Source organism: Streptomyces sp. NPDC007875 (genome assembly GCF_042868035.1).
Lineage (GTDB): Bacteria > Actinomycetota > Actinomycetes > Streptomycetales > Streptomycetaceae > Streptomyces > Streptomyces antimycoticus.
This window is the reverse complement of the sequence record NZ_JBIADZ010000016.1, coordinates 18,522-45,343: the sequence shown is the minus strand read 5'-3', so window position 1 is coordinate 45,343 and position 26,822 is coordinate 18,522. Positions and strand designations below refer to the sequence as shown.

Annotated in this window: 18 protein-coding genes and 1 pseudogene; 12 read left to right on the top strand and 7 right to left on the bottom strand. The window is 71.7% G+C overall.

All coding sequences use genetic code 11. The features are described from left to right. Positions 1 to 29: 29 nt before the first annotated feature. The 6 genes from ACFYOY_RS29270 to ACFYOY_RS29245 all read left to right on the top strand — a co-directional run bounded on the left by ACFYOY_RS29270 (position 30) and on the right by ACFYOY_RS29245 (position 11,713). Entirely contained in the window at positions 30 to 1,550 is a 1,521-nt protein-coding gene (locus tag ACFYOY_RS29270) for an acyltransferase domain-containing protein (RefSeq protein WP_351885494.1), read from the top strand. After that, on the top strand, positions 1,547 to 7,657 hold the full coding sequence (locus ACFYOY_RS29265; protein ID WP_388590533.1) for an SDR family oxidoreductase: 6,111 nt from the start codon (positions 1,547 to 1,549) through the stop codon (positions 7,655 to 7,657). The genes ACFYOY_RS29270 and ACFYOY_RS29265 overlap by 4 nt, the downstream gene beginning before the upstream one ends. Positions 7,658 to 7,688: 31 nt before the next feature. Then, a complete protein-coding gene (locus ACFYOY_RS29260) occupies positions 7,689 to 8,708 on the top strand; it encodes a 3-oxoacyl-[acyl-carrier-protein] synthase III C-terminal domain-containing protein (protein WP_351885500.1) in 1,020 nt (339 codons plus the stop codon). A gap of 8 nt (positions 8,709 to 8,716) precedes the next feature. Then, a complete protein-coding gene (locus ACFYOY_RS29255; protein WP_388590530.1) occupies positions 8,717 to 10,177 on the top strand; it encodes a cytochrome P450 in 1,461 nt (486 codons plus the stop codon). 4 nt (positions 10,178 to 10,181) lie between these two features. Continuing rightward, positions 10,182 to 11,291, top strand: coding sequence for a Rieske 2Fe-2S domain-containing protein (locus ACFYOY_RS29250; RefSeq protein WP_351885506.1), 1,110 nt, complete (start codon positions 10,182 to 10,184; stop codon positions 11,289 to 11,291). A 119-nt stretch (positions 11,292 to 11,410) separates the two neighbouring features. Continuing rightward, positions 11,411 to 11,713, top strand: coding sequence for an acyl carrier protein (locus ACFYOY_RS29245; RefSeq protein ID WP_388590528.1), 303 nt, complete (start codon positions 11,411 to 11,413; stop codon positions 11,711 to 11,713). Positions 11,714 to 11,740: 27 nt separating this feature from the next. Here the strand turns inward: ACFYOY_RS29245 and ACFYOY_RS29240 are convergent, their stop codons facing one another. From ACFYOY_RS29240 to ACFYOY_RS29220, 5 genes are all read right to left on the bottom strand, one after another. After that, positions 11,741 to 12,514 carry a class I SAM-dependent methyltransferase gene (locus tag ACFYOY_RS29240; protein ID WP_351885509.1) on the bottom strand — a complete coding sequence of 258 codons (774 nt, stop codon included), beginning with the start codon at positions 12,512 to 12,514 and terminating at the stop codon, positions 11,741 to 11,743. Between the two features lie 67 nt (positions 12,515 to 12,581). Beyond that, complete coding sequence (locus ACFYOY_RS29235) at positions 12,582 to 12,953, bottom strand: VOC family protein (protein ID WP_351885512.1); 372 nt, start codon at positions 12,951 to 12,953, stop codon at positions 12,582 to 12,584. 71 nt (positions 12,954 to 13,024) lie between these two features. Further along, positions 13,025 to 15,256, bottom strand: coding sequence for a molybdopterin cofactor-binding domain-containing protein (locus tag ACFYOY_RS29230; protein ID WP_388590525.1), 2,232 nt, complete (start codon positions 15,254 to 15,256; stop codon positions 13,025 to 13,027). A gap of 9 nt (positions 15,257 to 15,265) precedes the next feature. After that, positions 15,266 to 16,249, bottom strand: coding sequence for an FAD binding domain-containing protein (locus tag ACFYOY_RS29225; RefSeq protein WP_388590523.1), 984 nt, complete (start codon positions 16,247 to 16,249; stop codon positions 15,266 to 15,268). Next, positions 16,246 to 16,815, bottom strand: coding sequence for a 2Fe-2S iron-sulfur cluster-binding protein (locus tag ACFYOY_RS29220; RefSeq protein ID WP_351885521.1), 570 nt, complete (start codon positions 16,813 to 16,815; stop codon positions 16,246 to 16,248). The genes ACFYOY_RS29225 and ACFYOY_RS29220 overlap by 4 nt, the downstream gene beginning before the upstream one ends. 339 nt (positions 16,816 to 17,154) lie before the next feature. Between ACFYOY_RS29220 and ACFYOY_RS29215 the strand changes: the two genes are divergently transcribed. Next, the gene (locus ACFYOY_RS29215; protein WP_388590521.1) at positions 17,155 to 19,278 is read left to right on the top strand and encodes an ATP-binding protein; all 2,124 of its coding nucleotides are present in this window, start codon (positions 17,155 to 17,157) and stop codon (positions 19,276 to 19,278) included. On the opposite strand, the gene ACFYOY_RS29210 is transcribed toward ACFYOY_RS29215, so the two are convergent. Further along, positions 19,205 to 20,971, bottom strand: coding sequence for a hypothetical protein (locus ACFYOY_RS29210; protein ID WP_351885527.1), 1,767 nt, complete (start codon positions 20,969 to 20,971; stop codon positions 19,205 to 19,207). The two genes, ACFYOY_RS29215 and ACFYOY_RS29210, sit on opposite strands and share 74 nt — an antisense overlap. 76 nt (positions 20,972 to 21,047) lie before the next feature. Here ACFYOY_RS29210 and ACFYOY_RS29205 point away from each other — a divergent pair. The 5 genes and pseudogenes from ACFYOY_RS29205 to ACFYOY_RS29185 form a co-directional block, all read left to right on the top strand. Next, positions 21,048 to 21,398, top strand: a pseudogene (locus ACFYOY_RS29205) (AAA family ATPase); the annotation flags it as partial. Between the two features lie 235 nt (positions 21,399 to 21,633). Further along, complete coding sequence (locus tag ACFYOY_RS29200; protein ID WP_237510552.1) at positions 21,634 to 21,864, top strand: DUF6480 family protein; 231 nt, start codon at positions 21,634 to 21,636, stop codon at positions 21,862 to 21,864. 204 nt (positions 21,865 to 22,068) lie between these two features. Then, positions 22,069 to 22,584, top strand: coding sequence for a DUF6328 family protein (locus ACFYOY_RS29195; protein ID WP_351885530.1), 516 nt, complete (start codon positions 22,069 to 22,071; stop codon positions 22,582 to 22,584). Between the two features lie 104 nt (positions 22,585 to 22,688). Continuing rightward, positions 22,689 to 24,167 carry an aminotransferase class I/II-fold pyridoxal phosphate-dependent enzyme gene (locus ACFYOY_RS29190; protein WP_388590518.1) on the top strand — a complete coding sequence of 493 codons (1,479 nt, stop codon included), beginning with the start codon at positions 22,689 to 22,691 and terminating at the stop codon, positions 24,165 to 24,167. A gap of 129 nt (positions 24,168 to 24,296) precedes the next feature. Beyond that, positions 24,297 to 25,274: an iron-containing redox enzyme family protein gene (locus tag ACFYOY_RS29185; protein ID WP_388590649.1), complete on the top strand. Its 978-nt coding sequence runs from the start codon at positions 24,297 to 24,299 to the stop codon at positions 25,272 to 25,274. Here ACFYOY_RS29185 and ACFYOY_RS29180 read toward each other — a convergent pair. Continuing rightward, positions 25,254 to 26,795, bottom strand: coding sequence for an MFS transporter (locus ACFYOY_RS29180; protein WP_388590516.1), 1,542 nt, complete (start codon positions 26,793 to 26,795; stop codon positions 25,254 to 25,256). The two genes, ACFYOY_RS29185 and ACFYOY_RS29180, sit on opposite strands and share 21 nt — an antisense overlap. Between the last annotated feature and the right edge of the window lie 27 nt (positions 26,796 to 26,822).

The window sequence follows — 26,822 nt, the reverse complement described above, 5'->3', positions numbered from 1 at the left end:
GTGATGCACAGGTGGATGCTGTCTTCGTCATGCCCGGAACTGTGGCCGCTCCGCGCGGGGGCGTCCTTCGCGACCTCCACGACCGTTACGAGACCGTCCGTGACGCGCTGTCCCGCATCGACAAGGCAGCCGGGGGCCTGGGACTGCCCGACATCAGCACCAGGCTGATCGAGGACAACGGCACGAGCGACCGGCGCGGTCCCGAGGTCCAGTATCTGGAAATCTTCGCCGTCAGCCTCGCGACGCACCACATGCTGGTCGCCGAAGGCGTCGAGCCCATCGCGATCGTCGGACAGAGCATCGGGGAGCTGTGGGCCCTCGCCGCCGCGGGCCACCTGCCGGTGGAGGACGCCGCGCGCCTGGCCGTCGCCCGGTCCCAGGCGCTGACCCGGCAGAGCTGGCGGGGGAAGATGCTCGCGGTCGGCGTGGACGGACGGCGGGCGGAGTCGCTCGCCGGGCTGATCGACCATCCCCACCTGGTACTGGCCTGCGAGAACGCCCCTCGACAGAGTGTCATCAGCGGGCCCGAGGAACTGATCCGGCATGTGGAGCGGGTGGCCGACGCGCTCGGCTGGCCGAGCCTTCCCCTGGACGTCCCGCACCCGACGCACACTCCGGCGATGGCGCAGGCCGCGCGGGATCTCCGGACGACCGCGCCGAGGGTCGCGTACGGTTCCGGACGCTGGCGGGTGCGCTCCCCCTGGCTGGGGCGGGACGTCGGCGACGACGACCCGGTCGACCTGGTCGCCGGCGCGCTCACCGCCCGGGTCCGGATGCTGCAGACGGTCCGTGAGCTGCACGCGGCGGGTGCAGACGTCTTCGTCGAGTGCGGGGAGTGGCCCGTCGTCACCAAGTTCGTCGAGGCGTCGATCCCCGGTGTGCGGTGTGTCGTACCGCTCAGCGAGAGCGATCCGGTCGGAGCCGTCCGGGCGCTGGCCGAGGACTCCACGGCCATCGGCCCGTTCTACTCACGCCCGCCGGCACGGCCGAGCGACAGGCTCCTGCCCTCCGCGCGGGTGAGCACGCCCGAGCCGGCCGGCCCGCCTTCGGCGGTCGCCGTCGCGGAGGCGCCGGCCAGGGTCTCCGCGCCCGTGTCCGCCGCCCCGGCGTCCTACGCGGAGCCCGCCGCTCCGCCCGTCCCGGCCGCTCCGGTCATCGCCGCCGCTCCGCCCGTCCCGGCCGATCCAGTCATCTCCTACGCTCCGCCCGCTCCGGCAACCGCCCAGGCTCCAGCCGCTCCTGTCACGCCGGCCGCTCCGGTGGACGCGGTCGCCCCGCCGTCCACCGGGCTGGACTACGAAACGGTGCTGGCCGAGTTGCGCACGCTCTACGGTGACTTCCTGGGCTACCCGCCGGACCTGCTCGGCGAGGACGACGGTCTGGAGTCCGAGCTGGGCGTGGAGTCGCTCAAGCAGGTCACCCTGCTCGGCCGGGTCTCCGAGCGGTACGACCTGCCCGATCTGAGGTCGAACTCCTCGCTGCTGACCGCCGGTACGCTGCGCCGGATCGCGGAGAGCGTCGTACAGGGCCGGGCGGGGGCCGCCGGGTGACGGACGACAGCCTGCGGGGCAAGGTCGCCCTCGTGACGGGCGCCGCGAAGAGCCTCGGCGCGGACATCGTGCGCCGCCTGGCGCGGGGCGGCGCCCATGTGATCGTGAACTACTTCCACTCGGTCGACCAGGCGAAGCTGCTCCATGAGGAACTGGAACAGGCTGGCCACAGCTGCGAGTTCATCCGTGCCTCCGTGGCCAAGACCAGCGAGATCGACCGGATGTTCGACCTGGTCCAGGAGCGCCACGGTGGCCTGGACATCCTGATCAACAACGCCGCGGGCGGGGCGTTCCTGCCCCTGTTCGACATCGACGACACCTACTGGCAGCGGGCGTGGTCCACCAACGTGATGGCGGCCTACCACTGTTCGCGCCGGGCGGCCGAGCTGATGGCGGGACGTGAGGGCGCGAGCATCCTCTGCCTGTCCAGCGTCGGGGCGCACCAGCCGGTTCCGGGCTACGGTCCCGGTGGTGTCACCAAGGCGGCCCTGGAGTCGCTGGTCCGCTATCTCGCGCTGGAACTGGTCGGCCAGGGCATCCGGGTCAACACCGTGCTGCTGGGCTCCGTCGCCAGCGAGATCGTTGTGAACCTCGACGGTCCGGCGACGTTCGGCGGCACGGCCGTGGCCGACGAACTGATGAACCGCACCCTCTCGACGCCGGAGGCGGCCCGGTTGATCGTGCACCTCCTCCACGAGGACGCCGGTTTCATCACCGGGCAGACCCTCGTCGCCGACGGTGGTATCAGCATCGGCGGGATGCAGGGCCTGCGACTGCACAGCAGGCTGGCCGACCAGGTGAGCAAGCCCGTGCGCCGCCCGGTCCTGTCGGCATCGGCGCCGACAGCGTCCGCGCCGTCCGCGACCGTACCGGCCCCCGCACCGCCAGCGACCGCGCCTTCCGCCTCCGCACCCGCCCCCGCCCCCGCGCCATCCGCGTCCGCACCGTCACTCGCACCGCCCCCAACACCCCGACCAGTCGTGACCCCGGTGTCGGCCGAGGTATCGAACGAGGTGTCGGACCGGTCGGCGGAGGCGGATCCCGGTGCCGTCGCGGTCGTCGGACTCGGCCTTGCACTGCCCGGAGCCAACAACACCGCCGAGTTCTGGGACCGGCTGCGGGAGGGCGTCCTGCTCTCCAGCGAGCCGTCCGCCTTCGACCTGAAGCACTTCTGGGCTCCCACCCGCGAGGAGACCGACGCCTTCTACGTCCGCGAGGCCGGATACCTCCACGACTTCGTGCCGGACCCCGCCTCGATCGCCGAACCGGACGGGAACATCGGACACCCCGGCTGGCCGCGGACCACCCGCTGGCTGAGGCACTGTGCCGTCCAGGCTCTGGCGGGGGTGCGTCGGCGTCCGACGGACCGCTGGCTCACCGCGACCACCGGCATCCACGACCAGACCGGGCTCGGTCCCCAGGGCATCGTCCTCGGCGACGAGTACCGGCGCATGGTGCGCGAGGCGATCCCCGCCGACCGGGACGGCGACTGGCTGGCGGAGCTTGCCGACCACGCGATCAGCGCGCACTACGGCGGTGACGGCGGCGACCCGCAGTCCTACCTGCCCGCGTCTGTCGTCCGTAACGCGTTGCGCGGGCTGATCCCCGATGACACACAGCACCTGACCCTCGACGCGGCCTGTGCCAGCGGGCTGTTCGCCCTGGACGCGGCGGTCAAGGCGCTGCGCGAGGGCTCCTGCGACGTGGCGCTGGCCGGTGGCACCTCGGTGATCGAGCCGATCGGGTTCACGCTGTTCTGCCGGGCGCAGGGCATCTCGATGAGCGGCCGGGTACGGCCCTTCGACCGGGCGGCCGACGGGACCCTGATCGGCGAGGGCGCCGTCACGCTCGTCCTGAAGCCGTACGCGCGGGCCGTCGAGGACGGCGACCGGGTGCTCGGCGTCATCCGGGGCACCGGACTCGCCGCCGACGGACGGGGCAAGGGCATCCACGCCCCGGCCACGCGTGGGCAGGAGTTGGCGATCGCCCGTGCCTGGGCCGACGCGGGCGTCGAGGCCGACGACGTGGACTGGGTCGTGGCGCACGGCACCGGGACGCCGGTCGGCGACGAGATCGAGCTCCGCTCGTTGCTGTCCCGGCTCGGGCCGGGCGAGCGGACGTGTCTGCTGACGTCGAACAAGCAGGTCTTCGGGCATACCGGGGTTCTGGCGGGCCTGGTCTCGGTCGCACATGCGCTGGTCGCCCTCGAACGCGGAGCGGTGCCCGGCCAGCCCGTGGTCACCGATCCGCATCCGTTGCTGGGCGACGGCGAGCGGCTGACCGTGCCGGTCAAGGACGCCCCCTGGCCGGCCGACGGGGCGCGACCGCGCGTCGTCGGGGTGTCGTCGTTCGGCCTCGGTGGGGCGGACGCGCACGTGGTCCTGTCCGACCACGTGCCACGGTCCGCCCCCGCGCGGAGGCGGGGCGCCGACGTGCGCGACGACAGGGAGGACCTGGTCGTCGTCGGCTGGAACACCCACCTTCCCGGCATGGAGCCCGACCAGGTGCCCGCCTGGCTCCGTGGCGACGGGCCGCTCCCGGAGCCCGGCTTCGGTACGCCGTACCCCCTGCCCTCCCCGCGTGACGTACGCATCCCGCCGCTGACGATGCGGCACATGGACGCCGCCCACCTGATGGTGCTCCAGGCGCTCGGCCCGCTGCTGGAACAGCTCGGCGAGCCGGGCACGAGCCTGCGGCCCACCACGGCGATCGTGATGGGCTCGACGCTGCCGACCACGCACAACACCCAGGCGGCGCTGCGGGTACACGCCGCCGAGTGCGCCACCGCCTTCGACCTGCTGCCCGACCCGGCGCAGGCCCAGGTGCTCAAGGAGTACCTCGCGAAGGGCATGGCGGAGGCCAAGGGAGTGATCCCCGGCGATCTGAACGAGGACGACTTCACCGGGGCGGTCTCCTGCATCCTGTCGGGCCGGGCCGCCAACTACTACGACTTCCAGGGCCTGGGGACCAGCGTCTACTCCCAGCGGGACTCCGCGCACACCGCCGTCGACCTGGCCCTGCGTCAACTCCGGCACCGGGCCTGCGACCTCGCCCTGGTCGGCGCGGTGTGTCTGCGGCCGATCAGCGGCTGGGACCGGCACCTCGCCCACCTGGTGCCGGAGGGCCGGTCCATCGCGGAGGGCGCCGCGGTCCTGGCGGTCACCCGGCGCTCGACCGCGCTGGAGCACGGATTTCCCGTCCTGGGCACGCTCTCCGCCGAGGTCGCCGTCGCCGACCCCCGGCACCCGGTGACGCCCTCGCACGCCCTTCCCGTACTGGCCGGCACCGGACACACCTATCTCTCCCTGGATGCCCTGCTGACGGTTCTCAAGGCCGTCGTCACGGAGACGGACACCGTGGTCCGGCCCGCCGCCACCGGCTCGCCACTGATCCGCTTCACCCCGCCCGCGGGCCCGCGGGACGCGCTCACCGACCCGGAGCAGTCCGAACCCGAACGCGCCGGACCCCAACGCGCCCGGGCGGAGCACACCGGATCCGGGCACGCAGGGTCCGCGCACGCCGACCCAGCACCCGTCCGGTCGGAGCATGCCGGGTCGGAGCAGGACAGGGCGGAGCACACCGAGGAGTTCACCGGCCGCCGTCAGACCTTCCGGCTCGTGCCGACCGATCCGCCGCAGGCTGCGCCCGCCACGCCGTCGATCCCGCCGGGCACCGTCGTCATCACCGACGCCCCCGACCTCGCCGCCGCGGTCACCGGTCCGGACACCGCCGTCTGGTCACCGCGGCCGGGCGTCGCGGGCACCGCCCATGTCCCACCCGAGGACGCGCCCGGCGCGCTGACCGGCCTGCCGTTCGTCCCGCGCCACATCCGGGTGCTGGCCCGGCTGCCCGTCGACGACGACGGGTGCGAGGAGTCCGAGGCCGCCCGGATGGAGGACCTTCAGGACCTCGCCTTCACCACGCTCCAGGCGGCGCTGCCCGCACTGCGCTCCGGCGGCTCGCTCGCCGCGCTGCTGCTCGGAGAGGTGCAGGACGACCTGCCGCCCCCGCTGAGCGGGCTGTTCACCGGTCTCGTCCGCTCTGTGCGGGCCGAGGTGCCGCAGTGCGGCGGACTGACCCTGATCAGCGACGCGGTGGACGCGGCGACCGCGCTGGACCAGCTGGCGCGGGCGGGCGCCGCCCAGGTGCCGACCCACACGCTGGCCTGCCGCGGGGACGACTGGTTGGCCCTGGCAGTGGCCGACGATCCCGTATCCCCGTCCGACGGCGTCCCGCTGCCCTCAGGCGCGGTCGTGGTCGCCTTCGGCGGCGCCCGGGGGATCACTCCCGAGCTGCTGCACGAGGTGGCGACCGGCACCGACCGGCCCCATGTGTACGTCATCGGCCGCACCCCGCTGCCGGACACCGACGACGCGCTGCCATCGCAGGCCGAGTTCATGGCCGCCGAGCGCCGACGGCGTCCCGACGCCTCCGTGCGCGAGCTGCGCGTCGCCTACGAGAAGGCCGAGGCGCGCCTGGAGGTGCGCCGTACGGTGCGACGGCTGGCGGAGCTGTGCGGCCCGGACCGGGTCCACCACCGCGTGTGCGACGTCCTCGACGCCGAACGCACCACCGCCGTCCTCGGCGAGATCCTCGACCGGCACGGACGGATCGACCTGCTCATCAACACCGTCCTCGACCTGCGCTCGCGCGCCCTGCACGCCAAGACCCTCACGGACTTCCGGGCCGTGCGGGCCACCAAGGCGACCGGCTACCGCAACCTGAAGCGGGCCCTGGCCGGACGTACGCCCCGGATCTGGTGCAACTTCAGCACCCTGGCGACGCTCGCCCCCGCGCCCGGCGACATCGACTACTGCGCCGTCAACGAGTACCTCGCGTACGCGAGCGCAAGGGCACAGCGGCACGGGCCGGCGGGCGGCCACGAGATCGCGGTCCTGTGGAGCGGCTGGCGCGACGTCGGCGTCGCCAGCAGCGTCACCATGCGGGAGACCCTCAAACGCAACAAGATGGACGCCTACATCAGCACCGCACAGGGACGCGCGCAGTTCCTGTCCGCGGTGACCCGGCCGCCGGCGGGCGGAGTGGCGTTCTTCATCCGGGAGGAGGAACGCGTCCTGCTGGCCCGGCGCGGCATCAGCACCCATGGCTCCCGCGCCGAGCCGCGGATCGAGGCCCCGGACGCGCCCGATCCGGCCCCGCCGGACCCGGAGCTGACCACACCTCTGCTCGACGGAGTGCTGTACCGGGGCGACGACTGGGCCGTGTTCACCAAGACCTGGGATCCGGGCACCCTCGCCGAGCGGGACGGGCGGTGGATGCGGCATCACCAGGTCAACGGTGAGTACACGCTCGCGGGCACGTTCACCCTGGAGGCGGCGGCCGCGGCGGCGGCCACCCTCTGTCCCGGACTGCGGGTCACCGGGTTCCGCGGTCTCGTCTGCCGGTCGTCGATCACGGTCCGGCTCGCCGGGCCGATGCGCACCGTCGCGGTGGAGGCCCGGGTCGTGAGCCGTGCGGGCGACCGCGCCGAGGTGGCCGTGCGGATCACGGCACACCGGATCGGCAAGAACGGCAAGGTACTGCGCTTCAACGACCTGCTGTGCGAGACGCGGGTGCTGCTCGCGGACCGTTTCCCGGCGCTCGCCGGACCACCCGACTTCTCGGGCCACGAACCCGAACCCGACTTCGCGATGCCGGTGTACTCCCCGGATCCGCCGATCTCGCTCACCGGACCGTTCGCCGGCACCGGTGACTACGCCCGCGGGCCGGATGGCAACAGCGCCAGGTTCCGTCTGGACCACGCCGCCTGGGCTCCGGTCCTGGCCGGGATGACCGTACCGGCGATCCTGCTGGACGCCATGGTGCACCTGTTGCTGCTGCCGCCGCGCGGTGACCTTCCACCGCTGGTCGGCCCGATGGCCGGACTCGACGAGGTCGACCTGGGCGGGCCGGGCGACGACTGCCGGCTCAGCGCGCTGCATCCGGTCATCCGGCTGCACTGCGACTTCGCCACCGGGGAGCTGACCGCGCTGACCGGTGACGGGCAGGTGCTGGCCCGGATATCCGGGGTCAGCGCACACGCCCTGGACCACAGCGGAGAACTCGTCCGGCCCCGCGGCGACGCGCCACGACCGGTCCGTTCGTGACAGCCGATTCGTGACAGCCGAGGAGACAGCAGTGTTGTGGCAGGACATCACGATCGCCGGGACCGGTGCCTGGATACCGCCGATCCGGCAGAAACACGAGCCGTGGGACATGCCGGTGGACAACGGGCCGCCCTCGCTGGTCGCGCTCAACGGATTCACCTCGGCCGCCGTCTCCACGGACAGCACGCCGTCGCAGATGGCCGCCCGCGCCGGCCTGAAGGCACTGCGCCACGCGGACGTCACGGGCGCCGACCTGAGCCTGCTGGTGCACGCCAACTTCCAGGACGAGGACCACTACGCGCCCTCGGCCTATCTGCTGCGGGTGCTCGGCGGGCCGGACACCAACGCGATCGAGCTGGGCGCCGCCAGCGACGGCGGGGGAGCCGCGCTGGTCACCGCGGCCGAGCACCTCACCGCCAAACCGGTCGCGAAGGCCGCTCTGGTGACCGCCGGTGTCCGGTTCCGGCCAGAGCGGTGGGGCCACGTCTCGGAGATGGGGCACCTGGCCGGTGACGCCGGGGCCGCCGCCGTCCTCACCCGGGGGACGGGCTTCGCGCGGCTGCTGGCGACCGATCAGGCCGCGCAGCCGCAGCTGGAGGTGCTGACCCGGGCCCGGACGGCGGCCGACGGCAGCGGCCGGCCGCTCCTCGTCGAGGAGACCGGATTCATGCCGTACATCGACGCGCTGCGGCAGTCCACGCGCCGCTGTGTCGAGACCGTCCTCGAGGAGACCGGCGTCCGGCCGGAGGGCATCGCGCGTGTGCTGCCCATCGCGATCGGATCGGAGGTGCTCGACCTGCTGCTCGGCGGTGCGCCGCTGGGCCTGCGGGCCGCCGACACCAGCTGGACCTTCGGCCGGCACCTCGGCCACTGCGGACCGTGCGACGTCCTGCTCGCCCTCGACCGGGAGTTCCGCTCCGGCACGCTGCGGGCCGGAGAACGGGTCCTCGTCGTGAGTTTCGGGCTCGGCTTCCGCTGGACCACCGCGCTGCTGGAGATCACCCGCGATCCCGTCACCGCGGTGCCGGACGGCCACTCAACGAAGAAGTGAGGTTCCCCATGACAGACACGAGTACGGCCTCCGCCGGGTCGGTGCCGCTCGCCCCGCGGGCGTGGCCGCTGCTGGGCCACGCGCTGCCGCTGCTCCGTGACCCGCTGGCCTTCATCATGTCGCTGTCCGGATACCGCGAGATGGTCCGCGTCCGGCTCGGCCCGAGCTCCGCCGTGATGATCTGCGACCCCGACCTGACCCGGCAGGTGTTCCTGAACGACCGGACCTTCGACAAGGGCGGCCCGATCTACGACCGGATCCGCGAGGTGATCGGCGACGGCCTGTCCACCTGCGCCTATCCCCTGCACCGGCGGCAGCGCCGGCTGTGCCAGCCCTCGTTCCACCCGACCCGCCTCGCCGGGTACGGCGCGGTGTTCGCGCGGGCGGCCGCGGCCAAGGCGGGCTCCTGGCGGGACGGCGACGTCCTCGACGTCACCCAGGAGATGATGACGCTCACGACGCGGGCCACCATGGAGACGATGTTCAGCGGCGCGCTGCCGGCGGAGACCATGCGGCGGTGCCTGGCCGACACCGCGGTGATCGTGAGCGCGTTCTTCCGCCGGATGATGACGCCGGCCCTGCTGCGGCGGCTGCCGACCCGGCAGAAGCGGCGCTACGACGACGCCCGCACTCGGCTGGCCGCCACCATCGCGGAGATCATCGCCGAGCGGCGGGCCGACCCGACCGACCACGCCGATCTGCTCTCCACGCTGGTCGCGGCGGTCGACGAGGAGAGCGAGGACGGCCGCCGGCAGCTGAACGACGCCGAACTCGCCGACGAGGCCCTCACGTTCTTCCTCGGCGGCATGGAGACCACGGCCATCACCCTGGCCTGGGCGCTGCACCTGCTCGCGACGAACCCGGACGTCCAGCACCGTCTGAAGGCCGAGACCGACCGGGTCCTGGCGGGCGGGAAGCTCGACCCCGCGCATCTGCCCTCGCTCGGTCTGGCCTCCCGGGTGGTGACCGAGACGCTGCGGCTGTATCCGCCGGCCTGGATGATGACCCGTGTCGTCCGGGAGGACGCCGAACTGGGCGGCGTGCGGTTCAAGGGCGGCAGCACCATCGTGCTGAGCCCCTACCTTCTGCACCGCCGGGCCGACCTTTACGACGAGCCCGACCGGTTCGACCCGGACCGCTGGCTCGACGCCCAGCCCGACCGGGCCACCTACATCCCGTTCGGCGCCGGTGCCCGCAAGTGCATCGGGGACCAGTTCGCCCTCACCGAGGCCATCCTGGCGCTGACCGCCATCGTCGACCGCTGGGAGCTGTCCCCGGTCGGCGACCAGCCGTTCCAGCCCAAGGTGGAGACCAGCCTGAGTTCACGGGGACTGCGCCTGCGGCTCACCGAGCGGCGGTCCTCCGGCACCGGCGACGCGGAGCACGGCGCCACCGCACCGCTGTCCGCCTCCCTCCAGCCGTCCACCCAGCCGGGCGCCGCCGCCTGCCCGGTGAAGCACGGGAAGTGATCCCATGAGGCCTCACCTCAAGCCCCTGGTGAAGCAGTTGCTCGGCTCCCGGGAGATCAGCCTGCACGCCGCGGAGCCGGCCGACACCCTGCACGCTCCCTCGCGGCCCTACCCGAACGGCTGGTTCTGTCTGGCCTTCAGCGACGAGCTGCGGGCCGGGTCCCTCACCACTCGGCGGCTCGCGGGCGCCGAGGTCGTCCTCTACCGGACGGCCAAGGGCGTGCTGCGGGCGGTCCGGCCCCAATGCCCGCACCTCGGAGCCCATCTCGGCGTCGGCGGATCGGTCGAGGGCGAGGACATCGTCTGCCCCTTCCACCGGTTCGCCTTCGACCCGTCCGGTGCCTGTGTGCGCACGGGCTACGACCAGCCGCCGCCGAAGGCGTCGCTCACGCAGTACCCGGTGTGCGAGGCCAATGGCTCGGTCTACGTGTGGTGGCACGCCCTCGGCATGCCCCCGCAGTGGGACGTCCCGCTCTTCCCGATGGACGACCGGCAGCCGTTCAGCCACGGCACGTTCGACATCGCCGGTCACCCGCAGGACGTCATCGAGAACGCCTTCGACTGGGGGCATCTGCCGGCCCTGCACGGTCTGGAGGAGGTCGACATCGAGGGCCTGCCGGTGACGGGGGAACCGGTCAGCACGGTCACCGCGACCGCCCGCAACACGATGATGCGGGGGTTCCACCAGTCCTACACGCTCACGGTGATCGGACTGGCCACCATCGCGGCGCGGACGGTCCTGCCCGCGGGCGCGGGAAGCCTCTATGTGATGCTCCACGCCACCCCGACCGCCCCGGGGCGGATGCAGGTCCGCTTCGGCACGAAGCTGGAGCTGAACGGACTCCCGGGGGTGCCGGACTGGCTGGGACGCCCGGCGGTGCTGCCCCTGGCCCGGCTGCTCAGCGAAGTCCTGCAACGGGTGGGCAGCGTCGACACCGGCGCGGACCTGCTGATGTGGCACCACCAGGAGCACGTCGCGCGCCCCCGGCTCGCCAAGGGCGACGGTCCGATCGGCCGGTACCGGCAGTGGGCGCAGCAGTTCTACACGGAACCCTCGGGCGATCTGCTCCCCCCGCGGCCCGAGCGCTCCGAGGTGAGCGGCTCGGAGGAGTGAGCGCAGGCGACAGGGCATGGGATGGCTGTGTCGCCGGTCGACCCCGACCGGCGTCGGCTGGACGACGAGGCCCCGGGGCGGATCGAAGGCGCTTCTACGAGTACGAGGGAGAAATAGGCATGGCCATGTCATCGGACCCTGCGGTTCCGGAGCCCCTGGGCGACCCCGGCGACATCGAGACGGAACTGCTGCGGCACCTCGAACTGCGTACCGGGAAAACCTGGTCGGCCGACGCGGATGTCTTCGGCTCCGGCGGGCTGTCCTCGCTCTTCGCCATGGAGCTGGTGGTGCACCTGGAGAGGACGTACGGCATCGCCGTACGCGGCGCGGATCTCCAGATGGACAACTTCCGGACCGCGCGGAGCATGGCCGCGCTGGTCGGCCGACTCCGGCGGCCGGCCGTGGGCGGCTCCGGCGCTTGACGCCGTCGCAGCGGCGGCCCCCGCGGCCTACTCCTCCGAGCCGGCAGCCGACGGCGGTACCTCGACGACGAAGAACAGGAAGGTGGTTTTGGTCGAAAGGTCATGAAAGCCGTCGGGGAACAGGTCACGGGCGGCCGGGTCGGGCTGCGGCTCGCTGATGACGGCAAGGCGGAAGCCGGCGGTGGTGAAGGCATCGGTCATCGCGTGCAACGGCTTGCGCCAGAACTTCATCGGGAAGTACTGCCCGTTGAACGTCCAGTCGAACGTATAGCTGGTGGTCGCGAAATAGTCGGGCCGAGGATCCTGGAACGCGTAGGCCACGAAAGGGTGGTCCACCGAAGCGATCAGCCGGCCGCCGGGCCTGAGCACGCGCCGCATCTCGGCCAGCGTCGGCCCCCAGTCCTCCAGATAGTGCAGGACCAGCGACGCGACCACGTCGTCGAACGCACCGTCGGCGAACGGCAGGGGGTCGCCCAGGTCGGCCATGCGCAGGGCCACGTCGTCACCCAGCCGCCGCCTGGCCAGCGCCAGCATCCCGGCGCTGGAGTCGATGCCGGTGACGACGGCACCGCGCTCGCGCAGCGCAGCGGACAGGGGACCCGAGCCGCAGCCGGCGTCCAGAACCCGGCGACCGGCCACGTCTCCGGCGAGCGCTAACATCGCGGGCCGCGCGTAGTAGGCGTTCACGAGGTTGTTCTCGGTTTCCGCCGAGTACGCCTCGGCGAAGCTGTCGTAGTCATTCGCCCGGGCCGGATCCGCAGGCCGGGCGAGAATCTCGGGCATGTCGCTCACTCGGTCCATCGCCGCAGCCTAGCGTTCACATGATCCGCCGGACAGAACCCAGGCTGCCCGGCCTCTCGAAGCCAGATCAGCCTCTGGCCACCACGCAGAAGGGATGCCCAGCCGGATCGGTGAGGACCCGCCAGCGATCTTCATTCGGCTGGCAATCCGGCTTGCCCGCGCCCAAATCCAGTAGCCAAGCCTCGGCCTTGTCCAGGTCGTCGACGTCGAAGTCCAGGTGGAACTGCTGGGGAACGGTTTGGCCGGGCCAGCGGGGAGCCTGGTAGTCGTCCACCCGCTGGAAACCGATGAAGAGTCCGTCCGCACGGAGGAGACCGGCAAAGTCGGCGTTGGACTTCGGATGCGGTTCGAGGCCGGTGGCCTGCTCATAGAACGCTGCCAGCACCAGGGGGTCGGCGCAGTCGAGTGTTATCGCGGACAGCTTCATCTGCGGTGGCATGGCAGCTCCGGGCCAGTCGGTGACCTTCGCGATGTCACACACTAATAGGTGGGACAGTCCCGTTCGCGCGTTCAGGCGTCCTCCATGGGCGGCAGTCCGGGCAACAGCTTCTCCAGCGTGACGGGGAAGTCGCGCACACGCACCCCTGTGGCGTTGAAAACCGCGTTCGCCACCGCCGCACCGGACCCGCAGATGCCCAGCTCACCGAGGCCCTTCGCGCCGAGGATGTTGGCCTTGTCGTCGTATCCGTCCAGGACGACGGCGTCGACGTCGGGGATGTCGGCGTTGACGGGCACCAGGTATTGCGCGAGGTCCCGGTTGACGAAGGCGCCGGAGCGTGGGTCGACGACGGCCTCTTCCTCGAGGGCGGCGCCGGCGCCCCAGATCATGCCGCCGATCAGCTGCGAGCGGGCCGTCTTCGGGTTGAGCAGGCGGCCCACGGAGAACACGCCGAGCATCCGCCGCAGACGGATCTCGGCGGTGTCCGCGTCGACGCCCACTTCGGCGAAATGGGCTCCGTAGGTGTGGATCGAGTAGTTGGTGTAGTTGGGCTCATCGCCCATGAAGCGGGTTTCGCCCATTGCCTCCACACCGTCGGGGTGGTTGCGTGCGACCATCTCGCTCAGCGGCTCCGACGCGCCACCGATGCGGACGTCGCCGTCGGAGAACACGGCATCTGCCGGGTCCAGGCCGCGCAGCGCGGAGCGCGCGTCGTCGTGCGCCTCGGCCAGCAGTTTCTCGCGCAGCGTCGCGCACGCCCGGTCCACCGCGGTGCTGGAGTTTGCGGCGCCCCACGAGCCGCCGGATCCCCAGCTGGTGGGGTTGTCGGAACGCCCGAGCTCAATGCGCACCCGGTCGGGCGGCAGACCGAGCCCGCCGGCCGCGACCTGAGTGAGGATGGTGTACGTGCCGGTGCCGATGTCGGTCATGTCCGTCTGGACGACGGCGGTGCCGTCCGCCTCCAGCCGCACCCGCGCCGCGGCCGGCCCTTGGAGATGCACCCGGATGGCCACGGCCATCCCGTAGCCGACCAGCCACCGTCCCTCGCGTCTGCTCGCAGGGGTGGCGGGACGATGCTCCCAGCCGAACCGGCTCGCGCCTTCGCGCAGGCATTCGACCAGGTGCCGGTCGCTGTACGGTACGCCTCGCTCGGGGTCGAGGGTGGGCTCATTGCGGATCCGCAGCTCGACCGGGTCCATCCCGAGCGTATCGGCCAGCTCGTCCATCGCCGACTCGACCGCCAGCAGACCCGGCTCCTCGCCCGGCGCGCGGACGTCCGTCCCACGCGGCAGGTCCAGCGGCGTGAGCCGGTGACTGGTGAGCCGGTGGGGCGCGGCATAGAGGCTGCGGCTGGTGGCGGCGGTCTGCTCGGCGTACTCCACGTCCGGATTGGTGTGCATGGTGACGTCGTGGGCGATCGCGGCCAGCCGTCCGTCGCGCTCCGCGCACAGTCGGACCCGCTGGTCCGATGTGGGGCGCATGCCGACGAGCTGGAAGACCTGCTGCCGGGTCAGCGCGACCTTGACCGGCTGGTCCAGTTCGCGAGCGGCGAGCGCCGCCAGGATGGTCTCGGAGTGGATGCCCAGCTTGGATCCGAATCCGCCGCCGACGAAGGGGGTGAAGACGTGAACCCGCGCCGGGTCGATCCGCAGTGTGTTGGCGATCGATGCCTGCGCCGCGTCGACGATCTGGGAGCTGACATAGACGATCAGGTCCTCATCACGCGGCGCCACCATGCACGCGTTCGGTTCGATGGGCATGGAGAGCTCATACGGCGTCGTGTAGTGCTGGTCGACCTTGACCGCCGCGCCGGCGAATCCGGCATCGAAATCGCCCACTGACGTGTCCGTGGGCAGTCCGGCGTTGACCGTTTTCGGGACGTACGCCTCACCTTCGTGCTCGGCGAAGGCGAATCGCCCCCGGCCGCCCGTGTACTCCACCTCGATGAGCTCGGCCGCCGCCCGGGCCTGCTCGAAGGTCTCGGCGACGACCAGCGCCACCGGCTCGCCGTAGTAGTGGATGTCCGGTCCGGTCAGCACCGGCTGGGCGCGCCAGTATTCGAACGGAATGGACTCATCGCGGATGCCCTGCTCGGGAGCGTTGAGATGCGTCATCACCATGCGCACTCCAGGGGCGCCTTCGGCGTCCTCGGTGTCGATCTCGATGATGCGGCCCTTGCCGATCGTCGCGCCGGCGATGAACCCGTAGAGCGGTTGGCCGGCCTCCCAGTGCTCGTAGGCGTAGGCGGCCCGGCCGGCGACCTTCAGCGGGCCGTCGACACGCTGCATGGCTTGCCCGATCATCTCGCCTCCTCAGCTCGCCTGGGCCGCTTGCGCCAGCGTGCGGTACAGCGTGCGCTTGGCCAGCTCGATCTTGAAGTCGTTGTCACCCCGCCCGACCGCGTCGCGCATCGCCGCCTCGGCCGCGGCGCGGTAGGTGGCCATCGTGGCCGGACGGCCCGTCAGCGCGTCCTCCGCCTCGACGGACCGCCACGGCTTGTGCGCCACTCCGCCGAACGCCACGCGTGCCTCGCTGATCGTTCCCTGATCGATCGAGACGATGGCCGCCACCGAGACCAGCGCGAACTCGTACGACGCCCGGTCGCGCACCTTGCGGTAGATCTGGCGGCCCGGCGGGGGCGAGGGCAGCGCCACGGCCGTGATCATCTCATCGGGCGCCAGTACGGTCTCGATGTTCGGGGTATCGCCCGGCAGCCGGTAGAAGTCCGTGATGACGACGCGGCGCACCGAGCCGTCGGCCCGGAGCAGCTCGATCTGCGCGTCGAGCGCGGCCATCGCGACGGCCATGTCCGAGGGATGGGTGGCGATGCAGGAGTCGCTGGCGCCGAGGATCGCGTGTATCCGGTTGAACCCGCCGATCGCCGCGCAGCCGGATCCAGGGGTCCGCTTGTTGCAGCCCGCGGCCGTGTCGTAGAAGTAGGGACAGCGCGTGCGCTGCAGCAGATTTCCCCCGGTGGACGCCTTGTTGCGCAACTGGCCCGAGGCGCCCGATACCAGCGCCTCCGAGAGCACCGGATAGCGAGTGCGCACCCGGGAATCGGCGGCCACGTCGGAATTCCGCGTCTGGGCGCCGATGCGCAGCCCGCCGTCCGGCAGCTCCTCGATGTCCCGCAGCGGAAGCCGGCTGATGTCGACCAGATGGCTGGGATCCTCGATGTCGAGCTTCATCAGGTCGAGCAGATTGGTGCCGCCGCTGATGAACTTCGCGCCGGATCGCGCCACCGCGGTGACGGCATCCCGTGTGTCCGTCGCCCGCTCGTAGGTGAAGGACCTCATCCAGGGCCTCCCTTCGCGCTGTCGCGGATGGCCGCGACGATGTTCGGATAGGCGGCGCACCGGCAGATGTTGCCGCTCATCCGCTCGCGGATCTCGTCATCGGTCAATGTGATCCGCGGCGCGGCCACGTCGGCGGTGGCGTGGCTGGGCCAGCCCGCGGCCACCTCGGCGAGCATGCCGACAGCCGAACAGATCTGGCCGGGAGTGCAGTAGCCGCATTGGAAGCCGTCACGCTCGACGAAGGCCTGTTGTATGGGGCCCAGGTGGTCGGGATCGCCCAGGCCTTCGATCGTCACGATCTCGTCGTCCTCATGCATGACGGCGAGCGTCAGACAGGAGTTGACGCGCCGGCCGTTGATCAGCACCGTGCACGCACCGCACTGCCCGTGATCGCACCCCTTCTTGGTCCCGCTCATGCGCAACTGCTCGCGCAGCGCGTCGAGCAGCGAGGTCCGCGGATCCACCTCGAGAGGCCGCACCTGATCGTTGACGTTCAACGTGATCGCCGAGAGCGGGGCCGGCTCGCCCTGGCTCCGCCTCATGGCGTCCGTATCCGAAGCGCTCATCACGGCCCGCCTTCCTCACTGGGTGCGGAGGTCACCCCGGATGTGCGGCGCCACTGCCGGGCGTGACCCCGCGGCCCGTCGCCACTACCCGGGCACGCTCCCCTGTTCCCAGCGTCTCGCAAGAACGCGACCGTCGCACCGCGAGGGTTTGTCACCGGCGGCGTCGGCTGCCACCGGTTCCGCATCCCGATGGAAGTGACAGTGTGTTGTGTATCTGTCGCTTATCGTGGTCGTGTAGGTGGCCGTCGAGCGGAGTTGGCGAGACTCGGCTGTCTCCTGTGGTGGCTGCGGGGATACAGTCCGGCCAAGGTCCGGATGGGTACCAGGGGAGGGGCTGGTGTGTTCGAGGCCGTGACGGTGAGTGCGCTCACCGCATTCCTCACCGCGGTGGGGAACGGTGCCGCCGGGGAGATGGGCAAGCAGATGCTGCTGTCGACGGGCGCACTGGTGAGACGGACCCTGGGGCGGGAGACGCCGCTGCCGGCCACCCCGGAGGGGTGGGAGGTGCTGGCGCGGGAGATGCACGCGCGCCTCAGCGGGGATCCGCGGCGCGGTGGTGAGTGGGCCATTTTGCTGCGGACCTTGCAGGACTCCGAGGTGACGCTGCGTCCCGGTGCCGGACTCCCGCCTGCCACAAGGGATTTCACCGACCGTCAGACCGTCTTGCGGCGACTGAAGCGGGAGGCGACCCGCGCCGCGGCGGGGCGGCCACGCGTCGCGCTGTTATACGGGCCGCCCGGGATCGGAACCAGCGCGGTGGCTCTCCACTGGGGTGCCGACCAGGTTGCGCACTACCCCGACGGGCAGTTCTACGTCGACCTTCGGGATGCCGCCGGGGAGAGCGGACTGGAGCCGTCTGCCGTCGTGCTGCGCCTGCTGGGGCAGATGGGCGTCGAGCCCGAGGGGATTCCGCCCGCGGAGTCGGCGCGCGTGGACCTCTATCGGCGGTTGCTGGCCGGCCGCAGGGCGCTCGTGGTGATCGATCACGCGTCCTCGGTCGCGCAGGTCCGCGCCCTTGTCCCGGCCACGCCGGAGGTCTTCCTGCTGGTGGTCGCCTCCGGTCCGGCCTTCGCGCTGGAGGCGGAGCGCATCGAGGTGCCGCCGCTGAGCGACCGGGACGCGGTGAAGATGCTGCGCAAGGTGGCCGGCCCGGAGAAGGTGGCGCTGGCCAAGCCTCGGATGCCATCCCTGCTCGGCCACTGCGCGGGCAACGCCTTCGCCCTGAAGGCCGCGGCGATGAGCCTGCTGGCCGAGGAGCCGCCCCTGCCGGAGGACGCGGCGGAGTCCGCGGCACGTCATCCGGTGCACGGCATGGTGCACAGCGCCTGCCGTCGCCTCAGTCCGGACACGGCACGGCTCTGCCGACTGACCGCCCTGGGCGGCTGGCCCGCGATCGACGCCCGGCTGGCGGGGGACACCGCGGCGGTCGGCCAGGAGGAAGCCGCCGGGATGCTCGCCGAAGCGGCGGACGCACAGCTGGTGGAGGCCCTGGGCGACGGCCGGTACCGCTTCCGGCCCGAGGTGCGTCGCGTTCTGGCGGACACCGCCGCCCTGGAACACGGGATCCCGGAGTGCTCCGCGGCGATGTCCCGGGCCCTCGACGGGCTGCTGAACCGAGCGCTGCACGCCGCGCACGCGGCGCTGCCGCAGAGCTGGCGGACCGAGCCGGCTCCGTCGCGGGGCACTCCGTACCGTGACGAGGCCGAGGGCATGGCGGCGCTGCTGGCCGAGACCGGAAACGTGGTCCGGGCGGTGTCCGTGGCGGAGGAGTACCAGCACATCGACACGGCGATGCGCATGGCCCGCGCGCTGTGGCCGGTGCAGCTGAAGGCCGGGTTCTGGGACGAGGTGCTGCCCGCCCTGCGGATCGCGGCCCGGTGTGCCGACCGGCATCACGCGGACTCCCGCATGGCGGGCGCGCTGCACTTCCAACTGGGCCACTGTCTGGGCGAATTGAGGCTGTGGAACGAGGCCGACCGCGCGGTGCACACCGCCGCCGCGTGTGAACGCGTCGCGGGACATGTACGGGGCGAGGCGTCGTCCGTCGAGATGCTGGGCCTGCTGAAGCTGAACGACTGGCGGTACGACGCGGCGTACGAGCGGTTCGTCGAGGCGGAGCGCATCTACCGGCGGATCGCTCCCGGCCAGGAGGGCGCGCAGGACCTGCCACGTGCCCTCGCCCTGGCCGAACGCCACCAGGGGCGTGCCCTGCGCGGTATGGGCCGGCTGGAGGAATCGCGTGCTCGCCTGGAGACCGCGCGGGACTTCTTCGCGGAACGAGGAGAGGCGTACAACCAGGCCCGCGCCCTCACCGACCTCGCCGAGACGCTGCACGACGCCGGCGACGACGCCGAGGCGCTGACGAAGATCGCCGAGGCCGAGCGCCTGCTCAACCCGGAGAAGGCGACTCCGCACCTGAACCATCTCGCCCGTCTGCGGCTGCGCTGCCAAGCCCCGCGCTAGCGGGCACCACCGCCACCGGGTGCACGCCGCCGGCCGTGTGCACCCGGAGCGTCATCCCACCGGGCGGCACGGTCCGGCCGTCCGCCAGCCAGGCGTGCAGCGAGGAGGCGTACGCGGCCGGGTCGGCGTCCGCACCCGGGCCCGCCTTCAGCTGGAACACGCCGTGCGCCCGGCCGCGCACCGTGCACCGGTCCGGTCCGCTCACGTACACGGCGAGCGCACAGTGCGGATGCCGGTCCAGCACCTCCGCGCTCCACTCCTCCGGGCCACCGAGGCGGGGGTCGTCCGGCTGCCCCTCGCGTAGGATCACGTCGGCCAGGGCCAGGTCGCCGGGGTCCCGGGTGTCCTCGTGCACGGCGAGGTGTGTTTCGCCGACGGCGTCGTACGGGTGCCCCGTGGTGCGCTCGATCCGGACCTCGGTCCCGTGCACACGGGTACGGACGTTCAGGGGAGCCGTGCGCCCTGGGGGATCGTATGGCGGCAGGGGCAGCGGCTCCAGCAGCGCGGGGGCCGCGGGCTCGGGGAGGTCCATCAGGCCGTAGAAGAGCCGCCGCAGCAGCGCCGCCGAGGCGCCCGGGGCCGAGCTGGTGAACTCCGCCGGACCGGCGAGCGGCCGGTGCCACGCCAGCAGTTCCTCCAGCTGATCCCGTGGCGGGCCATGCGGATCGAGCCGCGGCGCCTCCCGGACGAACGTGGCCAGTGGCGCCGCGGGATCCAGCCTGTCCTGTGTGGCGGACGCCAGCAGTACGGGGATGCCCAGCGCCGCGGCGTAGTAGGAAACCGCCCCGAAATCCCCCACGACGACATCCGCCGCCAGCAGCGCCTGTCGCCATGCGTGCACGGGGTCGATCAACGTGAGACCGCTGCGGCGGGCCCGGTCCAGCCACACCCGGATCTGCCCCGGGCCGTGTCCGTACCAGATGTTCGGATGCAACACGGCCACCAGCCGGTAGTCGTCGGCCGGCAACTCGGCGGCGAGCCGCGGCAGCAGACTCGGCAGGACGTCATGGTCACCGCCGTTTCCGAAGAGACCCTCCGGATTCCAGGTGGAGTTGAGCACCACGAGCCGCTGACCGCGCCGCACACCCAGAGCCCGCCGGAACCGCTCACGGTAGGCACGGCCGGCCAACAGGCGGTCGAAGCACGGGTCGCCCGCGAGGACGGCCGCCTCCTCGGCTTCGGGGCATACGCGCCGCAACCGCTCCAGCTGCTCCGGGTGGGACAGCACGAGGCCGTCCACGAAGGGTTCGCCGTTCGCCAGCAGCCACTCCGGTGACAGCCCGAACGTCGGCTCGCGGCCTCCGGCTTCCGTCACCACCAGCTTCTTGGTGTATCCGACACCGTGGGACAATACGGCTAACCTGCCGCGGAGAAGGCTGAGTTGACCACCGAAGCTCGCGGAAACCGCCAGGTCCACCGGTGTTGCCAGCGCCTGCTCCCAGGGCAGTACGGGCAGACCCAGCTCGGCGAACAGCTCGCGGATTCCCCCTTGGAATGCGGATGACTCCGTCGACGTGGCCAGCAGTTGCACCCGAAAGTCGTCGTGGAACAGCGGCAGCACGTCCAGCAGGCGTCCGGCAGAGGTGACGTTGTGCACCACCAGCAGGACGCGGCGAGGGGTGGCCCGGCTGGCCCAGCGATCGGAGCCTTCCCCGACCGGGACCCGTATCGCCCGGGGATCGGCTGACCCCACTCGCCACCTCCTGCTGGTCACGCGACGTCCTCGGTATGCCGGATCACCCTAGCCATGCGATCGAGCGCGCGGTGACGCCCGGCCGCGACATTTCAACACGCTGCTCCAGGTGCTCGACGACGGCCGGCTCACCGATGCCCACGGCCGCACGGTCGACTTCCGCAACACCGTCGTCGTGATGACCAGCAACCTCGGCTCCGAGGCCATCGGTGGGCGCGGCGCCCTCGGCTTCGGGACGGCGGAGGCCGAGACGGACGAGCAGGCCCGGCGCGAGCGCGTCCTGCGACCGCCGCGCGAGCACTTCCGCCCCGAGTTCCTCAATCGCATCGACGAGATCGTGGTCTTCCGGCAGCTCACGGACGAGCATCTGCACCGGATCACCGATCTGTTGCTGGAGGAGACTCGCCGTCGGCTGGACGCCCAGGACGACCGGGCCCGAGCCGAGGTCGCGGACGGACACCTGGTATTCCACACCACCGGCACGGCCTCGAACGCGAACCAACCGTGACGCTCACGGTGGGCCGCGAACGCCACGCCGTGCCCGGCGCGCTTTCCGCCGTATCGTGGGAAGAGTCCACCGGGGCCGGTGCCTCGTACGGGTCGTGCGGGGTGGCGGGCCCCGGGCAGGCGGCGCCCCGAAGGCGGAAAGGAGCGCAACGGAGATGGATCAGACGAACCCGGTCCCGGACCCCGAGCGCAACTCCGGACTACGGCCCAGCGTGGGCGTGCCCCCGGGGGAGACCCCACCGGCCGAAGACGGCCTCTCGGAAGCGGGCCCTCAGGAGACGTACAACCCCACGAAGGGCTGGTCGAAGGGTCCCACGATCATCATTTGGGCCTTTGTGGCGCTGTTCGCGGCCTTCTGCGTCGCGTTCGCGATCGCCGTGCTGTAGGTGACCGGAGAGGCCCGGCCCCCCGCGTGCCTGGCACTCGGGGGCTGTCGGAGTGCCTGTTGTCAGGTGTCGCTCGCCTTCCTCTCCACTGACGCGTGGCCTCGCACGTCATCTTCACCTCTCCACTGACGCGTGGCCTCGCACATCATGTTCACCTTTCAAAGTGGCTGGGAACACGGGGGTGGACGCGAAGGAGGCCGGTTGATGCACGACGACCACGAGGCGCGGAGGAACGAGGGCGGTGAAGTGCGGTCCGGCCGTGCGGAGACCCGGGAGGAGCGGGCCGACCGCAAGTGGGCCGAGTTGCTGCAGGAGGTGAGGGTGACGCAGACGGGCGTGCAGATTCTGTTCGCCTTCCTGCTCACGGTCGCCTTCACCCCGCACTTCCAGAGCCTTGGCCAGGTGGACAGGTCCATCTACGTGGTGACCGTCCTTCTGGGGGCGGCGGCCACCGGCGCGTTGATCGCGCCGGTTTCCTTGCACCGGATCGTCACCGGACGCCGGCTGAAGCCGGAAACGGTGGACTGGGCCTCCCGCTTCACGGTGGCCGGGCTGGTGCTGTTGCTGTGCACGGTGGCGTCGGCGCTGCTGCTGATCCTGCGTGTCGTCGTGGCCGATGCCACCGCGTTCTGGCTGGCGGCCGCGGCCTTGATCTGGTTTGTGCTCTGCTGGGTCGTCCCCGCGGCCTGGCTTTTCCATCGCTCGCGCAGGGGGAGCTGAGGAGCTGCGAAGGGCCGCTGAAGGCCGCTGTAGGGCTGCGATGCCCGGCCGCCCGGCCCGGCGTCGCACGGTTTCCCGTCCAGGTGGCGGGGCACCCGTCGCCCATGGATCACATGGAGGCTCCCGTCCTGGAGGCCCTGGCCCGGTACCACGAGCGTGGGGCCCTCCCCTTCACCCCGCCCGGGCACAAGCAGGGCAGGGGGGCCGACCCGGAGGTCGTCAAGGTCCTGGGTGAGGAGGTGTTCCGCACCGACCTCCTCGCCTTCGGCGGCCTGGACGACCGGCTGGGGTCGGGCCGCGTGCTGGAGCGCGCCGAGGAGCTGATGGCGGACGCGGTGCGCGCTGAGCACACGTTCTTCTCGACCTGCGGCAGCTCGCTCTCCGTCAAGGCGGCGATGCTGGCGGTCGCCGGCCCCCACGAGACCCTGCTGGTGGGTCGGGACGCGCATAAATCGGTGATCTCCGGCCTGATCATGTCCGGTGTCCGGCCGGTCTGGGTGGAACCCGAATGGGACGGTGCCCGCCACATAGCGCATCCTCCCTCGGTCGCGTCATTCGAGCAGGCCTTCGATGCGCATCCCGAGGCCAGGGGCGCCCTGGTGACCAGCCCCACTCCGTACGGCTCCTGTGCCGATCTGGCGGGGATCGCCGAGATCTGCCATCGGCGCGGACGTCCGCTGATCGTCGACGAGGCGTGGGGAGCGCATCTGCCGTTCTGTTCCGAGCTGCCGAGCTGGGCCATGGACGCGGGTGCCGACGTCTGCGTGACCAGCGTCCACAAGATGGGCAGCGGCCTGGAGCAGGGCTCGGTGTTCCATCTGCAGGGCGACCTGATCGACCCGGCCGTCCTGAAGTCCCGCGCCGATCTGCTCGGCACCACGAGTCCGTCCGTGCTCCTCTACGCGGGAATGGACGGGTGGCGCCGGCAGATGGCGCTGAACGGCGAGGAACTGCTCGGCGCCGCGCTGCGCCGGGCGCATGCGGTACGCGAGGAGATCGGCGCCATCGACGGACTGCACGTGGACGGGCGCGCGGACTACCTGGGCCCGGGCCTCGCCGTCGACTTCGACCCGTTCCCGGTCGTCATCGATCTCACCGGGCTCGCGGTCAGCGGCTACCGGGCGGCCGACTGGCTCCGGGAACACCACGACATCAACGCCCACCTGGCCGACCACCGGCGGATCAGCACCCAGCTCACCCACGCCGATGACCCCTCGACGACCGGCCCGCTGCTCACCGCGCTGCGCGACCTGGTCGGCCACGCGGACGACCTGCGGCCCGCTCCCGAGGTGACCGTACCCGCGGCGGGCGAGTTGCGGATGGAGCAGTCCTGCCTGCCGCGGGACGCCTACTTCGGCTCCGTGGAGGACCTGCCCCTGGCCCGCGCGGCAGGCCGGGTGGCGGCCGAGATGGTCACCCCCTACCCACCGGGCATACCGGCCGTGCTGCCCGGCGAGGTGCTCAAGCGGCCGGTCCTGGAGTATCTGCGCACCGGAGTGAAGGCCGGGATGAACCTCCCCGACGCGGCCGACCCCGGCTGGGACACCATCCGCGTCCTGGTCGAAGGGACCGGAGCCGACTGACACACCGACGCAGGTCGGCTCGAGGCGGGGCCGACCACGACAGAGATGGCCTATCACGACAGAGGCGGCCCATCACGACAGAGGCGAGGAACAGTGAGCGAAACGCGTCCTGCGAAGCCGACCCGGCTGATGCCCTTGCCCACGGCGCGGGGAGAGGTGTCCGCCGCGCTCGTCGACGCCCTCGTACAGGAGCCCGGCGGGGCGACACTGCCCGTCGGCCGCGCGCTCCGGGCGGCCGATCCCTACGGCGATGATCTGCAGCTCGCGTTGTACGTGTGCTACGAACTCCACTACCAGAGCTTCTCCGGTGTGGACGACACCTGGGAGTGGGACCCGGATCTGCTCCGGGTGCGGCAGGCGCTGGAACGCCGCTTTCTGGCTGCGCTGCGCTCCGATGCCACCACCCACGACGACCCGGACACCGCCGTGGCCGAGCTGCTGGTGGAGCCGGCCGATGGGACGGGAGTGTCGCACTATCTCCGGGACGAGGGTGAGCTGTGGCAGCTGCGTGAGTACATCGCGCATCGGTCGCTGTACCAGCTCAAGGAGGCCGACCCGCATGTGTGGGTCATTCCTCGGCTGCGCGGCCAGGCCAAGGCGGCGATGGCGGCGGTGGAGTACGACGAGTTCGGGGCCGGTCGCGGGGAGCGGGTGCACGCGGAGCTGTTCGCCGATCTGATGGCCGACCTGGATCTGGATCACACGTACAACCACTATCTGGACGCCACATCGACGCGGATGCTGGCGGTGGTCAACATGATGTCCCTGCTGGGGCTGCACAGGGCGCTGCGCGGCGCTCTGGTGGGACACTTCGCGACGGTCGAGATCACCTCGTCACCCGCCTCCGACCGGCTGGCCCAGGCGCTGCGACGGCTGGGTGCGGGTGAGGCGGCGGTGTTCTTCTACACCGAGCATGTGGAGGCCGACGCCGTCCACGAGCAGGTCGTACGCCACGAGGTGATCGACGAGCTCCTGAAGCGCGAACCGGGACTGGCCGCGGATGTGGCGTTCGGCGTCGATGCCACCATGTTTCTGGAAGACCGCCTCGCCGAGGAGCTTCTGGGCGCCTGGCGGGAGGGCCGGTCCTCACTCCGCGTTCCGCTGTGATCCCGGCTGTACCGCTTCCTCGGACTCCGGCTCGGGCACCGTCGCCCCGGTGGTTCGGCCCGGCAGTACGACCAGCGCCACGGCCGCGCCGACCAGGGCCGCCGCCACTCCGACGCTCATCGTGACGGACTGGGCGTCCGTGAAGGCCGAGCGGGCCGCATCGGCCAGCGCCCCGCCGTCCGCGTGTTTCCGGGCGTGCGACAGGGTGGCGCCGAGCGAGGACATCGCGTCGTCGGGCAGACCGTCCGGCAGCTTGCCCCGGTAGAGGGTGGCGAGCAGACTGCCCAGCCCGGCCACGCCGAGAGCGATGCCGAGTTGCTGGTGGGTGTCGTTGAGCGCGGAGCCCATACCGGCCCGCTCGGGCGGCACCGCTCCCAGCACCGTGCTGGTGGCCGAGGGCCCCGCGATACCGGATCCGATGCCGGCCAGCGCCAGCCCGATGGACACCGACGCATAGCCGCCGTCCTCGGAGAGCGAGGCCAGCACCACGAACCCGGCCGCGGTGACGGTGAATCCGGTGACGATGCAGGCCCGTGGCCCGAGCTTCGCCGGGGCCCGGCCGCCCACGGTCGAGCCCGCCACGACCCCCGCCGCGAGCGGTACCGCGGCCAGACCGGTCTCGAACGCGCTGTAGCCCAGCACCAGTTGCAGATACTGGCTCAGCACGAAGAGGGTGCTGCCGGTGGCGATCGTCATCACTGCCACCGCGAAGCCGGCCCCGGAGAACCGCCGGTCGCGATAGAGCCGCAGATCGACCATCGGCGTCGCGGAGCGATGCTGCCGTACACCGAAGCCGACCAGCGCCATCAGCGCCACCGCCGTCCCGCCCAGCACCGCGGGCGCGGTGTACCCGTACACCGGGGCCTCGATCAGGGCCCACACCAGGCCGGTCATGCCCGCGGTGACCAGAACGGTGCCGAGCAGATCCAGCCCCCGGCCATCGGCCGCCCGCGTCTCGGGCACCAGCCGTACGACCCCGAACAGGGTCACCGCCACCACGGGGATGTTGATCAGGAAGACCCCCGCCCAGCTCCACATGTCCACCAGGGCGCCACCGAGCAGCGGCCCCGCCGCCATGCCGACGGAGGCGACCGCGCTCCACACCGCGAAGGCCCGCGGGCGCTCCTGCTCGGGGAAGACCACGACGAGGACCGCGAGGGTCGCGGGCATCACCAGCGCCGCGCCCACCCCCATGAGCGCCCGCATCGCGATCAGCCACCACACCGACGGGGCCGCCGCGGCCAGCGCCGACGCCGCCCCGAAGACCAGCAGCCCCGCCACGAGGGTGCGCCGCCTGCCGTAGCGGTCGCAGAGGACACCCGCGGTGATGAGGAGCCCGGCGAAGACCACGACGTAGGCGTCGATCACCGCCTGGAGCTGGTCCGTCGGGGCGCCGAAGGCATCGCCGATGGCGGGCACCGCGACATGCAGGACCGTGTTGTCGATCACGATCACGAGGAGGGCGGCACATAAGGCCACCAGGATCGCCCACCGGCGCGGATGGCCTTCTTCGTCCCTCATGGTCCTCCCTCGTTCACTTCTCCTACG

Excerpts from the sequence above, each read along its gene's own strand:
- ACFYOY_RS29250 (WP_351885506.1), top strand. The coding sequence starts at position 10,182 with ATGAGGCCTCACCTCAAGCCCCTGGTGAAGCAGTTGCTCGGCTCCCGG.
- ACFYOY_RS29190 (WP_388590518.1), top strand. The coding sequence starts at position 22,689 with ATGGATCACATGGAGGCTCCCGTCCTGGAGGCCCTGGCCCGGTACCAC.
- ACFYOY_RS29200 (WP_237510552.1), top strand. The coding sequence starts at position 21,634 with ATGGATCAGACGAACCCGGTCCCGGACCCCGAGCGCAACTCCGGACTA.
- ACFYOY_RS29245 (WP_388590528.1), top strand. The coding sequence starts at position 11,411 with ATGGCCATGTCATCGGACCCTGCGGTTCCGGAGCCCCTGGGCGACCCC.
- ACFYOY_RS29180 (WP_388590516.1), bottom strand. The coding sequence starts at position 26,795 with ATGAGGGACGAAGAAGGCCATCCGCGCCGGTGGGCGATCCTGGTGGCC.
- ACFYOY_RS29235 (WP_351885512.1), bottom strand. The coding sequence starts at position 12,953 with ATGCCACCGCAGATGAAGCTGTCCGCGATAACACTCGACTGCGCCGAC.
- ACFYOY_RS29185 (WP_388590649.1), top strand. The coding sequence starts at position 24,297 with ATGCCCTTGCCCACGGCGCGGGGAGAGGTGTCCGCCGCGCTCGTCGAC.
- ACFYOY_RS29255 (WP_388590530.1), top strand. The coding sequence starts at position 8,717 with ATGACAGACACGAGTACGGCCTCCGCCGGGTCGGTGCCGCTCGCCCCG.
- ACFYOY_RS29240 (WP_351885509.1), bottom strand. The coding sequence starts at position 12,514 with ATGGACCGAGTGAGCGACATGCCCGAGATTCTCGCCCGGCCTGCGGAT.
- ACFYOY_RS29225 (WP_388590523.1), bottom strand. The coding sequence starts at position 16,249 with ATGAGGTCCTTCACCTACGAGCGGGCGACGGACACACGGGATGCCGTC.
- ACFYOY_RS29220 (WP_351885521.1), bottom strand. The coding sequence starts at position 16,815 with ATGAGCGCTTCGGATACGGACGCCATGAGGCGGAGCCAGGGCGAGCCG.
- ACFYOY_RS29230 (WP_388590525.1), bottom strand. The coding sequence starts at position 15,256 with ATGATCGGGCAAGCCATGCAGCGTGTCGACGGCCCGCTGAAGGTCGCC.
- ACFYOY_RS29270 (WP_351885494.1), top strand. The coding sequence starts at position 30 with ATGCCCGGAACTGTGGCCGCTCCGCGCGGGGGCGTCCTTCGCGACCTC.
- ACFYOY_RS29195 (WP_351885530.1), top strand. The coding sequence starts at position 22,069 with ATGCACGACGACCACGAGGCGCGGAGGAACGAGGGCGGTGAAGTGCGG.